This is a genomic window from Enterobacter cloacae complex sp. 402C9, from assembly GCF_050030745.1.
Classification (GTDB): Bacteria; Pseudomonadota; Gammaproteobacteria; order Enterobacterales; family Enterobacteriaceae; genus Enterobacter; species Enterobacter intestinihominis.
Window position 1 is genome coordinate 3674185 of sequence record NZ_JBLGUW010000001.1, and the last position, 14512, is coordinate 3688696.

Annotated in this window: 11 protein-coding genes; 4 read left to right on the top strand and 7 right to left on the bottom strand. The window is 56.6% G+C overall.

Annotation, left to right across the window (positions count from 1 at the left end; translation table 11 throughout):
* Position 1 precedes the first annotated feature (1 nt).
* Positions 2 to 910, bottom strand: a complete 909-nt coding sequence (gene cysD / locus ACQG1K_RS17485; protein WP_006811770.1) for a sulfate adenylyltransferase subunit CysD — start codon at positions 908 to 910, stop codon at positions 2 to 4.
* 9 nt (positions 911 to 919) lie between these two features.
* A complete protein-coding gene (cysG, locus tag ACQG1K_RS17490) occupies positions 920 to 2278 on the bottom strand; it encodes a siroheme synthase CysG (RefSeq protein WP_367075754.1) in 1359 nt (452 codons plus the stop codon).
* A gap of 237 nt (positions 2279 to 2515) precedes the next feature.
* On the opposite strand from cysG, the gene ACQG1K_RS17495 reads away from it, so the two are divergent.
* Positions 2516 to 3559 carry an aminopeptidase gene (locus ACQG1K_RS17495; RefSeq protein ID WP_023298484.1) on the top strand — a complete coding sequence of 348 codons (1044 nt, stop codon included), beginning with the start codon at positions 2516 to 2518 and terminating at the stop codon, positions 3557 to 3559.
* A 93-nt stretch (positions 3560 to 3652) separates the two neighbouring features.
* Here the strand turns inward: ACQG1K_RS17495 and cysH are convergent, their stop codons facing one another.
* The 3 genes from cysH to cysJ all read right to left on the bottom strand — a co-directional run bounded on the left by cysH (position 3653) and on the right by cysJ (position 8004).
* Entirely contained in the window at positions 3653 to 4387 is a 735-nt protein-coding gene (cysH, locus tag ACQG1K_RS17500; RefSeq protein WP_046618663.1) for a phosphoadenosine phosphosulfate reductase, read from the bottom strand.
* Positions 4388 to 4486: 99 nt separating this feature from the next.
* Positions 4487 to 6199 (bottom strand): assimilatory sulfite reductase (NADPH) hemoprotein subunit, encoded by a 1713-nt coding sequence (cysI, locus tag ACQG1K_RS17505; protein WP_023306833.1) that lies wholly within the window; start codon positions 6197 to 6199, stop codon positions 4487 to 4489.
* Positions 6199 to 8004 (bottom strand): NADPH-dependent assimilatory sulfite reductase flavoprotein subunit, encoded by a 1806-nt coding sequence (cysJ, locus tag ACQG1K_RS17510; protein WP_284097952.1) that lies wholly within the window; start codon positions 8002 to 8004, stop codon positions 6199 to 6201. Before cysJ ends, cysI begins: the two co-directional genes overlap by 1 nt.
* 303 nt (positions 8005 to 8307) lie before the next feature.
* On the opposite strand from cysJ, the gene queD reads away from it, so the two are divergent.
* On the top strand, positions 8308 to 8673 hold the full coding sequence (gene queD / locus ACQG1K_RS17515) for a 6-carboxytetrahydropterin synthase QueD (RefSeq protein ID WP_006811776.1): 366 nt from the start codon (positions 8308 to 8310) through the stop codon (positions 8671 to 8673).
* On the opposite strand, the gene ACQG1K_RS17520 is transcribed toward queD, so the two are convergent.
* Positions 8658 to 11012, bottom strand: a complete 2355-nt coding sequence (locus ACQG1K_RS17520) for a helix-turn-helix domain-containing protein (protein ID WP_367075756.1) — start codon at positions 11010 to 11012, stop codon at positions 8658 to 8660. The two genes, queD and ACQG1K_RS17520, sit on opposite strands and share 16 nt — an antisense overlap.
* 171 nt (positions 11013 to 11183) lie before the next feature.
* On the opposite strand from ACQG1K_RS17520, the gene ACQG1K_RS17525 reads away from it, so the two are divergent.
* Entirely contained in the window at positions 11184 to 12353 is a 1170-nt protein-coding gene (locus ACQG1K_RS17525) for a M20 aminoacylase family protein (protein ID WP_022649197.1), read from the top strand.
* Between the two features lie 27 nt (positions 12354 to 12380).
* Positions 12381 to 13778: an MFS transporter gene (locus ACQG1K_RS17530; protein WP_032626005.1), complete on the top strand. Its 1398-nt coding sequence runs from the start codon at positions 12381 to 12383 to the stop codon at positions 13776 to 13778.
* A 17-nt stretch (positions 13779 to 13795) separates the two neighbouring features.
* Here ACQG1K_RS17530 and queE read toward each other — a convergent pair whose 3' ends face one another.
* Positions 13796 to 14467 (bottom strand): 7-carboxy-7-deazaguanine synthase QueE, encoded by a 672-nt coding sequence (queE, locus tag ACQG1K_RS17535; protein WP_367075758.1) that lies wholly within the window; start codon positions 14465 to 14467, stop codon positions 13796 to 13798.
* Between the last annotated feature and the right edge of the window lie 45 nt (positions 14468 to 14512).

Below are 14512 nucleotides of genomic sequence, written 5' to 3' on the forward strand. Positions count from 1 at the left end.
CTTAGAAATAACCCTGACGTTTCTTCAGCTCCATGGAGCCTGCCTGGTCGCGGTCAATCACGCGGCCCTGTCGCTCACTGGTGGTCGACACCAGCATCTCCTCGATGATCTCCGGCAGCGTCTGCGCACTGGATTCCACCGCGCCGGTCAACGGCCAGCAGCCGAGAGTACGGAAACGGACCATCTGTTTTTTGATCACTTCACCCGGCTGTAAATCAATGCGATCGTCGTCGATCATCATCAGCATGCCGTCGCGCTCCAGGACCGGGCGCTCTGCTGCCAGATACAGCGGAACGATCTCAATATTTTCCAGATAGATGTACTGCCAGATATCCAGCTCGGTCCAGTTGGAGAGCGGGAAGACGCGAATGCTTTCGCCCTTGTTTATCTGGCCGTTGTAGTTGTGCCACAGCTCCGGACGCTGGTTTTTCGGGTCCCAGCGGTGGAAGCGGTCGCGGAAAGAGTAGATACGCTCTTTGGCGCGGGATTTCTCTTCGTCACGCCGCGCGCCGCCGAAGGCCGCATCAAAACCGTATTTATTCAGCGCCTGCTTCAGCCCTTCGGTTTTCATGATATCGGTATGCTTGGCGCTGCCGTGCACGAACGGGTTGATGCCCATCGCCACCCCTTCCGGGTTTTTGTGCACCAGCAGCTCGCAGCCGTAGGCTTTGGCGGTACGGTCACGAAACTCGTACATCTCGCGGAATTTCCAGCCGGTATCCACATGCAGCAGCGGGAACGGCAGCGTCCCCGGATAAAAGGCTTTACGCGCCAGGTGCAGCATGACGCTGGAATCTTTACCGATGGAGTACATCATCACCGGGTTAGAGAACTCGGCGGCCACTTCGCGGATAATGTGGATACTTTCCGCTTCGAGCTGCCGCAGGTGAGTAAGTCGTTTTTGGTCCATAACCGTTCCTTAAGCCAAATTTACAACAGAAGCGCCGAAGCCTTCTGTGTCGGTTGTGTGTTGGAACCAGGCGAGCGAGCTGTGCAACTGCACCACTTCTCCCACCACGATCAGGGCGGGCATCGGGGCGTCTTTCGCCAGGGTTGCAAGGTCTTGTAAAGTGCCGATGGCGACATGCTGATCGACGCGTGTCCCGCGGGAGATCACTGCTACCGACGTCGCCGCATCGCGACCGTGCTGAATAAGCTGTTCGCTGATGTCTGCCGCTTTCATCGTGCCCATATAAATCGCCAGCGTTTGTCGGCTCTGGGCGAGATGCGACCAGTCAAACGGCGTGCTGTCGGCTTTATAATGCCCGGTCACAAAGGTCACGCTCTGGGCGTAATCGCGATGGGTCAGCGGAATACCGGCGTAGGCCGTGACGGCAGACGCCGCCGTAATGCCGGGGACCACCTGGAACGGGACGCCCGCTTCGGCTGCCGCCTGCAACTCCTCGCCACCACGGCCGAAGATAAACGGGTCGCCCCCTTTCAGGCGCACCACGGTCTTGCCCGCTTTCGCGGCGGCAATCAGCATTTGATTGGTGTCGTGCTGCGGCACGGAGTGCTCGCCGGCACGTTTACCAACGCAGATTTGCTCCGCGTCACGGCGGATCAGTTCGCGAATACCGTCGGTGACCAGATGGTCGTAGAACACGACATCCGCATCCTGAAGAACCTGGAGGCCACGCAGCGTGAGCAGCCCGGCATCGCCCGGCCCGGCGCCCACCAGAATGATCTCCCCGCCCGTACTGCCGGGGTTATCCAGTTCGTCTTCGAGAATTTGTTGCGCCGCCGTCTCGTTACCGGCATGCATCAGGCTGGCAAAGCGGCCGCGAAACACACGCTCCCAGAAGCGACGGCGTTCCGTCACGCTGGTCAGACGCGTTTTAAGGTGGTTGCGCCAGTAGCTGGCCTTCTCCGCCATGCGCCCGAGGCTGGTCGGCAGCAGCGCTTCGATTTTTTCCCGCAGCACGCGCGCCAGCACCGGTGCGGTGCCGCCGGAGGAGATCGCCACCAGCAGCGGCGAGCGGTCAACAATCGACGGGAAGATAAACGAGCACAGCGGCTGGTCGTCTACCACGTTCACCAGACGGTGACGGTCCTGAGCTGCGTCGGAGATTCGGCGGTTGAGCGCCCGATCTTCGGTTGCCGCAATCACCAGCACCACGCTGTCGATCTGAGACTCTTCAAAATCCGCCTCTGCAACGACCTGCACCTGCGCCCCGGCGCGTTGCAGGAACGCGATTTTGCGATCGGCAATTTCACCCGTCCCGACAACCAGTACCGGTCGGTCTTTCAAGGCGGCAAAAAGGGGGAGATAGTCCACAGGCAACAACTCACTAACAACCAGGAATAAAGGGACTATAGGGGGCGGCTTAGACCGAATGAAATTACGAATTGGAATGAGTAGTTACTCAATGGAATAACGCCATGGAAAAGCAAATATCAAAAAGTGCTTAACACGCGAAATTTCGGGCATTTAAGCGCAATTCAAATTGTGTCTACCCGATCACAGTTTCATACTATGCGGGTTAAAATTTTGCTCTGTTTTTAAGGACTCACTATGTTTTCCGCAATGCGCCACCGATTCGTTGCCCTGGCGCTCGGCGTTTGCTTTATCCTTCCGGCTCAGGCAAAAAATCAATCTTACGGTGAAATAGCCAGTATGCAGGCGCGGCATATTGCGACGGTCTTTCCGGGCCGCATGACCGGAACCCCAGCCGAAATGCTCTCGGCAGACTATATTCGTCAGCAGTTTGCGGATATGGGCTATGAGAGCGACATTCGCGCTTTCCACAGCCGCTACATCTATACCTCACGCAATAAAACGCAGAACTGGCATAACGTAACCGGCAGCACGGTCATTGCGGCGCACGAAGGAAAGGCGGCTGAGCAGATTATTATTATGGCGCACCTTGATACCTACACGCCGATGAGCGACGCCGATGTCGATAATAACCTCGGCGGGCTGACGCTTCAGGGACTGGATGACAATGCGGCGGGGCTGGGCGTGATGCTTGAGCTGGCCGAACGCCTGAAGAATATTCCGACGAAATACAGCATTCGCTTTGTTGCGACCAGCGGTGAAGAAGAAGGAAAACTCGGCGCTGAGAATCTCCTTAAGCGCATGACCGCTGAGGAGAAGAAAAATACGTTGCTGGTGATTAACCTCGATAATCTGATCGTGGGAGATAAGCTCTATTTTAATAGCGGACAGAGCACGCCGAGCAGCGTACGTAAACTCACCCGCGACCGCGCGCTGGCGCTTGCCCGCACGCATGGCGTCTATGCCGCGACAAATCCGGGCGGTAACCCCGATTATCCCAAAGGCACGGGCTGCTGTAATGACGGTGAAGTGTTTGATAAGGCGGGCATTCCGGTGCTGTACGTCGAGGCAACTAACTGGGCGCTGGGCAAAAAAGATGGCTATCAGCAGCGCGCTAAATCGAAGGCGTTCCCAAACGGGACCAGCTGGCATGACGTGCGGTTGGATAACCAGCAGCACATTGATAAAACGCTGCCGCAGCGGATTGAGCACCGCAGCCGGGATGTCGTGAAAGTGATGCTGCCGCTGGTGAAGGAGCTGGCGAAAGCGGGGAAAGCCTGATGCAATTAAGCCCGGTGGCGCTGCGCTTACCGGGCCTACAACGGCACGAAACGTAGGCCCGGTAAGGCGTAGCCGCCACCGGGCGAAAAAACATTACCCTTCGTGCAGCCCGCACTCGCGCTTCAGCCCAAAGAATCGCGTCTCTTCTTCCGCCATTCCCGGTTCCCATTTACGCGTGGTATGGGTGTCGCCTACCGACAGGTAGCCCTGATCCCACAGCGGATGGTACTTCAGCCCGTGCTTTTGCAGATACTGGTACACCGTGCGGTTATCCCAGTCGATGATCGGCAGCACTTTGAACACGCCACGCTGCACCGCCAGCACCGGCAGCGTTGCCCGGCTCCCGGACTGCTCGCGGCGGAGCCCAGCAAACCACGTCTGCGCATGAAGATCTTTCAGCGCGCGGTTCATCGGCTCGACCTTGTTGATCTCATTGTATTTCTCGATGCCCTCAACGCCCTGCTCCCACAGCTTGCCGTAACGCGCCTCCTGCCAGGCCGCGCTTTCGGTTGCGCGATAAACCTTCAGGTTCAGCTTGAGCTTGTCCGTCAGCTCGTCGATAAACTGATAGGTCTCCGGGAACAGATAGCCGGTATCGGTGAGGATCACCGGAATGTCCGGACGGATCTGATTCACCAGATGCAGACTGACCGCCGCCTGAATGCCAAAGCTCGACGAAAGCACATAGTCTCCCGGCAGGTTTTCCAGCGCCCACGCCACGCGCCCTTCGGCGTCGAGCTTTTCCAGTTGGGCGTTAGTTTCTGCCAGGGCCAGAATGCTTTCAACTTTTGGCAGGTCATTAAGGGCGTTTAGATCGAGTACGGACATAAGAACCTCGTTTGCCTGTTTCGCCGGGCGGCACTGCGTTTGCCCGGCCTACAAAACCCGTAGGCCCGGTAAGCGAAGCGCCACCGGGCAAAGGATGGATTACTCCCAGAAATCCCTAGCGGGATCGAGCACCGGGCGAATGATACCCGCACGTACCGTAAAGTCGCCGAAGCCTTCACCCGCTTCGCGCTCTTTCGCCCAGCGTCCGATAAGCACGTCGAGCGAATCGAGAATTTCCGGCTCGGTGATGTTCTCGCGGAACATACGCGGAATACGTGTCCCGATACGGTTACCGCCCAGGTGCAGGTTATAGCGACCCGGCGCTTTCCCTACCAGACCGAGTTCGGCCAGCATCGCGCGGCCGCAGCCGTTCGGACAGCCCGTCACGCGCATAACAATATGCTCGTCCGGAATACCGTGTTTTTCCAGAATCGCCTCCACTTTATCAGTGAAGGACGGCAGGAATCGCTCGGCTTCGGCCATCGCCAGCGGACAGGTCGGGAACGACACGCAGGCCATTGAGTTTTCACGCTGCGCGCTCACCGCATTCATCAACCCGTGCTCGCGGGCCAGCTCTTCAATTCTCGCCTTATCGCTTTCCGGCACGCTGGCGACGATCAGGTTCTGGTTGGCGGTAATACGGAACTCGCCTTTGTGGATCTTTGCGATTTCCAGCAGGCCGGTTTTCAGCGGACGGCCCGGATAATCAAGAATACGGCCGTTTTCGATAAACAGCGTCAGGTGCCAGTTATTGTCGATGCCTTTCACCCAGCCGATGCGATCGCCGCGACCGGTGAATTCGTAAGGGCGGATCGGCTCAAACTTGATGCCCGCGCGACGCTCCACTTCTTCTTTGAACGTCTCGACGCCTACGCGCTCAAGGGTATATTTGGTTTTCGCGTTTTTACGATCGGTACGGTTACCCCAGTCGCGCTGGGTCGTAACCACCGCCTCTGCCACGGCCAGCGTGTGCTCCAGCGGCAGGAAGCCGAACTCGCTCGCGGTGCGGGCGTAAGTTTTCTTGTTACCGTGCTCAATGGACAAACCGCCGCCCACCAGCAGGTTAAAGCCGACCAGCTTGCCGTTTTCGGCAATCGCCACGAAGTTCATGTCGTTGGCGTGCAGGTCGATATCGTTCTGCGGCGGGATCACCACCGTGGTTTTAAACTTACGCGGCAGGTAGGTCTGACCGAGGATCGGCTCTTCATCGGTGGTGGCGACTTTCTCCTGATCGAGCCAGATCTCCGCATAGGCGCGGGTACGTGGCAGCAGATGTTCGGAGATTTTTTTCGCCCACTCGTACGCTTCGGCGTGCAGCTCAGATTCGTACGGGTTCGAGGTGCAGAGCACGTTACGGTTCATGTCGTTGGCAGTCGCCAGCGCGTCCAGACCCACGGAGTGCAGCATCTGGTGCACCGGCTTGACGTTCTTCTTCAGAATGCCGTGGAACTGGAAGGTCTGACGGTTGGTCAGACGAATGCTGCCGTAGATTGTGTTTTCACCGGCAAACTTGTCGATCGCCTGCCACTGTTTCGTGGTGATTACCCCGCCCGGCAGACGACAGCGCAGCAGCATCGCGTGACGCGGCTCCAGCTTCTGTTCGGCACGCTCGGCGCGGATATCGCGGTCGTCCTGTTGGTACATACCGTGGAAACGGATCAGCAGGAAGTTGTCGCCTTTGAAACCGCCGGTCAGGCCGTCATTTAAATCTTCGGCAATGGTACCGCGCAGGTAGTTGCTCTCTACCTTCATGCGCTCGGCATCAGTCAGTTTGCCTTCGACCACCAGTGGGCCAGGATGTTTTTCGCTCATTAGTAGACATCTCGCTGATAACGGCGCTCTACGCGCAGCTCACTTAAAAATTCATCCGCCGTTTCGGCATCCATACCGCCGAATTCGGCAATCACTTCCAGCAGTGCCTGCTCAACGTCTTTCGCCATGCGATTGGCGTCGCCGCAGACATAAATGTGGGCGCCGTCATTGATCCAGCGCCACAGCTCTGCGCCCTGTTCGCGCAGTTTGTCTTGTACGTATACTTTTTCTTTCTGATCGCGGGACCAGGCCAGATCGATGCGGGTCAGCACGCCCTCTTTGACGTAGCGCTGCCACTCAACCTGGTAGAGGAAATCTTCAGTAAAGTGCGGGTTGCCGAAGAACAGCCAGTTTTTACCCGGCGCGTCGTCTGCTGCACGCTGCTGCATAAAGGCGCGGAATGGCGCAATACCGGTGCCCGGGCCAATCATAATCACCGGCGTTTCGGGGTTCGCCGGCAGGCGGAAGTTGTCGTTGTGCTCGATAAAGACGCGAACTTCACCCTCTTCTTCCACGCGGTCTGCCAGGAAGCCTGACGCCCCACCCGCGCGCGCGCGGCCTTCGATGTCGTAACGCACCACGCCAACGGTGATGTGGACTTCGTTTTCCACTTCCGCCTGCGAGGAGGCGATGGAGTACAGGCGCGGGGTCAGCGGACGCAGCAGGCCGACCAGCGCGTCAGCATCCAGCTGTGCCGGAGAGAAACGCACCATATCGACAATCGGCGTTGTCGCCGCGTATTGCTGTAACTTCGCCTTATCCCCGACCAGTGGAAGGAGCGATTCGCTGCGGGTTAAGGTGGCGTAGTTTTCAACGATGTTGGCGGTGTTCACCGTCAGTTCGAAATGCCACTGGAGCGCCTCGGAGATCGAGAGCGTTTTGCCGTCCACGATAACCGGTTCATCGCCTTTCAGCCACAGCAGCTCGACCAGCTCTTTCACCAGCGCCGGATCGTTCTGATACCAGACGCCCAGCGCATCGCCAGGCTGGTAACGCAGGCCAGAATCACCGAGATCGATTTCGATATGGCGCACGTCTTTTTCTGAATCACGGCCCGTGATTTTCTGGTTTACCGACAGGCTCGCCGTCAGCGGCGCCTCTTTCGTGTAAGGGCTGGTGTGGATTTCGTTAACGGTGCCGGCTACGGTAACGGCGGCCTGCGCTGGCGTCTCTTTCGGGACGCGGGCCTTCAGCACCTCAACGATACGCGCCCGCCATTCGGCGGCGGCAGCCTGGTATTCCACGTCAGCGTCTACGCGATCCAGCAGGCGCTCTGCGCCCAGCTCCGCCAGCTTGCTGTCGAAATCTTTACCGGACTGGCAGAAAAATTCATAGGACGTATCACCGAGGCCGAAGACGGCAAAGGCGGTGCCCTCGAGCTTTGGCGCTTTTTTCGAGAACAGGAACTTATGCAGCGCGACGGCTTCTTCAGCAGGCTCACCTTCCCCCTGCGTTGACGCCACCACCACCAGCAGTTTTTCTGACGCGATCTGTTTGAATTTATAATCCCCGGCGTTGACCAGGTTAACGTTCAGCTTCGCGGCGAGCAGGTCATCACGCAGCGCTTCGGCCACACGACGGGCGTTGCCCGTCTGCGAGGCGCTAATTAGCGTGATGGCAGGAATTTCAACGGCCGTTGGCGGGACGCCTGCCACAGCACCCGGCTGCTGGTTCAGCATTCCCCAGAAATAGCCGGAGACCCAGGCAAGCTGGGTGGGTGAAAAATCGGAAGTCGCGGCCTGGAGGCGCGCCAGTTGCTCCGGGTTAAGGGGAAGCAAATTTGAAGGTGGGGCCTGTGTTGTCATGCGTCGTTATGTTCCAGTAGCAAAGCGGACTTTAAGCGAATAAATCCAAACTGAAGATAAGGTTAACGGCGGGGATAATAACAATTAAAGAAGGGATGGAAATAATAAATAACCAAATGGACTAACCTGTTTTAGTTATCGTTCTTAACGATAAAAGCGATTAAATAACTATATGAAATAAAACAACAAAAGTCGATAAACACCATGAATACGAGGCGGTGACCGTTCAGAGCCGTTTTAGTTAATGATAAAAATTGTGCTTTCCGGTACTATGCGGCGGTTTTTTCCGCATTCCTGAGAGCTATGATGTCCACCACACTGTTTAAAGATTTCACCTTCGAAGCCGCACACCACCTTCCACACGTTCCTGCCGGGCACAAATGTGGCCGCCTGCATGGACACTCGTTTATGGTGCGTCTTGAAATCACCGGTGAAGTCGATCCCCATACGGGCTGGATCATGGACTTTGCCGAACTGAAGGCCGCGTTTAAGCCGACCTACGATCGTCTCGATCACTACTATCTGAATGATATTCCGGGCCTTGAAAACCCGACCAGCGAAGTGCTGGCGAAATGGATTTGGGATCAGATGAAACCGCTTGTGCCGCTGCTAAGCGCGGTGATGATCAAAGAGACCTGCACGGCAGGCTGCGTCTACCGCGGTGAGTGAATCTCCTCCGTTTCGGCCTCAAGAGGCACGAGCGGCGTAAACTCATAGAGCACCAGCGCATTACTCTCCAGTGATTCTGTCAGTTGCCAGCCGTCATCAATGCGTTCATCGTACAGGGAAAGCGTTGGACGCGCTTTGTGCGCTATCCAGCGCCACATCTCTTCGTCAGGGCCGCTTTCGCTGCCTACCCCTTCAAGCAACGGATAGAGCGCGCCGTTATGCTGATCGAAAAGATGGCGTTTAATTCGCCAAATACCGCGCATGCCCTTCAGGTGTAAATGATACTGCTGGCGAAAACGCTGGATGAATGCTTCTTCACTGGAAAGGAGCGGATTAAAAACCACCACATTACGCAGCAGCAACTGGTAACCATTGTGATGGCGCGTGAGCAGAACACGCCCGTCGTTTACCAGCACCTCGCCCCGCAGGCGTTGCCAGAGCCAGAGTACCCAATAAACCGGCCGTGGGAGACCATGGTTGTACTGTAGCGCAAGGCTTGAGGTATCGATGGTATTGTTCGCACGAGCTTCACCCTGAAGGCCCGAATTGAGCCAGAATCCCCCTAGCCAGACCTGCTCCGATAGCCCGAGCAGGCTCTGCATCAGCAGCGCCCCACGAAAAAACCAGCCGTTTGTCGCCCGCGTGTTCCCGGTGAGGGTATTCCAGGAGAGAAGCCAGACGGGAAGCGAACATTTGCGCAGACGAAGGGCGGCGATAATCTGGCGGATCTTCTGTACCGGATAATTTTCTGTAGAAGAGAGTTGGGCTGGCTCCCGCTGCGCAGGATCGAGAAGTTCATTGGCATCGGCTGAACAGGCAAGAAAATCGGCCTGCATCAGGATGGCTGAGCTGAACAGGGTATTGTCGCTCACGCCCGCGCTGTCGGGTGAAAATCGATGCCATAAACCAAACTTTGCCTGTGGCAGATAGTTGCGTATGACGTTTTGCTGCGCCAGCCAGACCTGCTCCCGGGTCTCCTCACTCGCCTGTGTTGACCAGTGCATGACAAAGTGCCAGCCCGCGGTGATCTCGGGCGAAAAATGATTGACCGACCGTTGTAAAAAACGGGCAAGTAGATCGCGACGGGTCGTTACGCCGGTGTGCAGCAGCACCGTCCATTGCTTTTTTGCCAGCCAGGTGAAGAGCTGATGCAGATTGTACCAGCAGGCGTAGCCCGCCATCTGGGGGTCATCCCACCCGGTGGCAAACAGACGGCTGCTGAGAAAAGGTTCGGCGATATCAATTCCCTCTATGGGAATGGCCTCATTTATCGCTTCAAGATTCTGACGAATGTCCTCACGCAGTAAATCGTCGAGCTCACGCAGGGTAATGACCACCCGCATACGACGCAGCGAGGTGGAGAGAGGATTAAGCTGCTCAAGATCCAGTGTCTGCTCCTGCTGCGGTCGATCGATAAGCGGGGAGGCTCCCCAGCCGCGCGCCACCGGTTCATTGAGCAGGCTAAACAGCTTATCCATGGCCACCGGATAGCGCTGCTCACACCTGTCCGTACGAACACGTGTGGCCTCCGGGTGCTGGCGTCGGGACTTACGAAACTCACCCGGGGACATATTGTGAACACGCCGAAACCGATCGGTCATCATACGCGTGCTGGCGAAACCCTGCTCAAGCGCAATCTGATGCAGCGGTCGGTTCGTCAGACGGAGCGCGTCAGCCGCCTTTTCCAGCCGCAGGGTGGTGATGTACTGCATGAAACTGATCCCCACCTCCTTTCTAAAGAGACGAGAGAGCCAGGCTTCAGAGACATATTCACTCGCGGCGATTTCCGCAAGCGTAATACGGCGAGAATAACTGGCATTGATCCGCTCTATCACCCGGGCAATGCGTTTGCTGTGCGCTGGGGAAAGTTCACGGGACAAAAACCGGGCGGGCTGCTGAAAGCGGCTGGTCAGCAACAGCAATATCTCGCTCAGCCAGCGGTACGCCTCCAGCCGGTAGCGGTGTGGGTCGTTGATGAGGGTGACCACAAGAAGCTGGCGCAGCAGATCGCGAAGCGCATCGCATTGGGGCCAGACGCCTCCGGCTTCTGCCGGTATAGCGTAATCATGGACAAAAAAATCATTGCAGAGCTGGACCACCCAGCGCCCGGAAAGGGACACGCGCAGGGTGATATTTGCCGTTTCGCTCGTGAACTGCCAGCGCCGATGACGGTTGATGATGGCAAGGGTATTGGCCTCCAGGATGTCACGTCCCACATCGGTATTCAGCTCAGCCCGCCCTTCCAGCACCCAGAGCAACGTTAGCGTATCGCCTTCATCCTCCACGCAGTGGCGAATGTCCTGGATCTCCACCCAAAATTCATCTCCCCGCTGATTCATCTTTCCCCTCATCAAAGACAAATAATGACCGGCTCTTTTTTGTCATAACGGAATTGTATGAAAAACAATCAAAACAAAACCGTCGCTTTACAACAAAAAAATGCATTTTCTGGCAGTGCGATCGTCATAGACTCGAAATTATCACCGTTTGGCATAAAAAGGATAACAAAAATGACACATCCAATTATCGAAGCTCTGCGCGGCAAAGAAGCCCAGTTCACTGAATTACGTCGCTATTTTCATCAGCATCCTGAAATTGGTTTTGAGGAGCACAATACGAGCGATCGCGTTGCGGCGTTGCTTGAGGAATGGGGATATGAGGTTCATCGCGGCCTGGCGAAAACCGGTGTGGTCGGCACGCTGAAGGTGGGTAACGGGCCTAAACGCCTGGGTCTGCGCGCCGACATGGATGCGCTGCCTATGCAGGAAAACAGCGGCAAGGCCTGGAGCAGTACCGTTGAGGGTAAATTCCACGGCTGCGGTCATGACGGCCACACCACAACGCTCCTGTATGCAGCGGAGTACCTGGCACGCACCCGCAATTTTAACGGCACGCTGCACCTTATTTTTCAGCCTGCGGAAGAACTTCTGTATGGCGGACGCGTTATGGTAGAGGACGGTTTGTTTGACCTGTTCCCCTGCGACCACATTTTTGGTCTGCACAATATGCCGTCACAGCCCGTCGGAAAAATTGGTCTGCGCGATGGCGCCATGATGGCCTCATCGGACACCCTTCATATTGAGGTTAACGGCGTGGGGGGTCACGGTGCGGTGCCAGAACATACCGTAGATGCCACCCTGGTTGCCTGTCATATCACTATCGCTTTGCAGTCCATTGTTTCGCGCAATATCACCCCTTTTCAGCCTGCCGTCGTTACCGTAGGCAGCATTCAGGCTGGACATGCCCCCAACATCATCAACGACAAAGTATTGATGAAACTTACCGTGCGCACGCTGGATGAAAGCGTGCGGCAAACCGTGCTACAGCGCATCCATGATATCGCCGTTGCGCAGGCGGAAAGTTTCAATGCCACGGCTACCATTCGACACATTAATGGCAGCCCGGTACTGAAAAACAATCCGCAAGCCAATGAGATGGTGCGCAGCGTCGCCACCGATCTGTTCGGTCAGGATTCCGTCGCGGAGGTGAATGCGTTTATGGGCAGCGAGGACTTTGCGTTCATGCTCGAGAAAAATCCCAATGGCTGTTATTTCACCCTTGGCGCTGGCGATGAGCCTGACCGCTGCATGGTGCATAACCCGGGCTACGACTTTAACGACACTATTCTCCTCACCGGCGCGGCGCTGTGGGCCGCACTGACCGAACACTATCTGCGCTGATTCGCACCTTCCCGGGAGGGCTGCATTATGAGTACCGTTTCCCTGACAGACGCATCCGCCTACGCCGGTAACGATCGGCTGCTGGCGGGTATCGTCATGAGCGTTCTGACCTTCTGGCTGTTTGCCCAGTCGGTTATCAACGTGGTTCCGGCCATGCAGAATAGCCTCGACATTGCCCTCGAAACCCTTACGCTGGCCGTCAGCCTGAGCGCGTTGTTTAGCGGCTGTTTTGTCGTAGCCTGCGGTGGGTTTGCCGATAAGTTTGGGCGCATGCGCCTGACCATGACAGGCCTGATTTTGAGCATGATCGGAAGCGGTCTGCTGTTCATTTCATGGGAGCCCGTCCTGTTTCTGTTGGGAAGAGCGATACAGGGGCTATCCGCGGCCTGCATCATGCCCGCCACGCTGGCGCTGATTAAGACCTGGTATGAAGGGAAAGCACGCCAGCGCGCAATCAGCTTCTGGGTTATTGGTTCATGGGGCGGGAGTGGCCTGAGCTCGTTTGTGGGAGGCGCCATCGCCACCACGCTGGGCTGGCGCTGGATTTTTATTTTGTCGATAGTGGTGGCTCTGGTCGCGCTATTGCTTATCCGCGCCACGCCGGAAAGCCGCAGCCCTGATGCGTGTCGACACAAGCTGGATATCAGCGGCCTGGTGAGTTTTGTCCTTATGCTGGTGCTGTTCAATCTGTTTATCAGCAAAGGACACAGCTGGGGCTGGAGCAGCAGTTTATCGCTTCTTGTACTGTGTGGAGCCGTGATTGCACTGATGTGCTTTGTCGTTACCGGGCGGCGGAAGGGCGATGCGGCATTGATCGATTTCGCCCTGTTTAAAAACCGTGCCTATAGCGCCTCGGTATTCTCAAATTTCCTGCTCAACGGCTGCATTGGCACCATGATGATCGCCAGCATCTGGTTGCAGCAAGGCCATCATCTGTCACCGCTACAGACCGGCATGATGACGCTGGGGTATCTGGTTACCGTACTGGCGATGATCCGGGTGGGTGAAAAACTGCTTCAGCGCTATGGCGCCAGGCTGCCGATGATGACCGGCCCGCTGCTGACCGCAACAGGTATTACGCTGATTTCATGCACCTTCTTAAGCAAAGAGGTCTACATTGTCACCGTCTTTCTGAGCAATATTTTATTCGGGCTGGGGCTCGGATGTTACGCCACGCCCTCAACGGACACGGCGGTAATGAATGCCCCTGAAAACAAAGTGGGGGTGGCTTCAGGGATCTATAAGATGGGCAGTTCCCTGGGCGGCGCAATGGGGATCGCGGTCACCGCATCGCTATACGCCCTATGGCTGCCGATGGGAACGGCCAGTGCCGCGCAGTATGCCTTGCTGTTCAACAGTGCGATTTGCCTTGGGTCGGCAGTCGTGACCTGGGCTTTACTGCCAACAACAAAAGCCCCGCGTTAAGCGGGGCCACACAAGTATCAGGCAATGTTCAGATATTTGTGCGTCTGCATCGACAGGCGCCAGTTGCGGGCGATACAGGTTTCAATGCACAGACGGGTTGCATCGTCTTTCTGGCTGATAGGCTGTAGCGCGATCACGCGCTGCTTCTCATCCGTCAACGTCGCCAGCAGTTCGTCCAGCGCTTCGATGTCACGCACGCGCCCCACCGGATGTTTGATCTCATCCGCACGCTCAAGCGCCCGCGACAACACGTCATAACCGCCACGCATATTCACTTTCGGTGAAACCGTTACCCACGTTGAATGGGAGCAGCGCACTTCATGGGTACCGCTGGTTTCGATCTGACAGCTATAGCCGTTCTTCTCGAGCAGTTCGGTGAGGGGCATCAAATCGTGAATGCAGGGTTCCCCGCCGGTGATCACCACATGCCGCGCCGTCCAGCCCTGACGACCAATAATGGCAAGCAGATCTTCCGCGCTGCCCGCGCCCCATTTATCGCTCTCTTTGGTTTTCGCCAGAATGCTGAACAGCGACACTTCCCGATCTGCGAGCTTATCCCACGTATGTTTGGTATCACACCAGGCGCAGCCAACCGGACATCCCTGTAAACGAATAAAGATAGCGGGAACGCCGGTAAAGTAACCCTCGCCTTGCAGGGTCTGGAACATCTCGTTAATCGGGTACTGCATAGTCAACTCTGTTAAGGGAATAAACGATAAGTATCGCAGATCCCC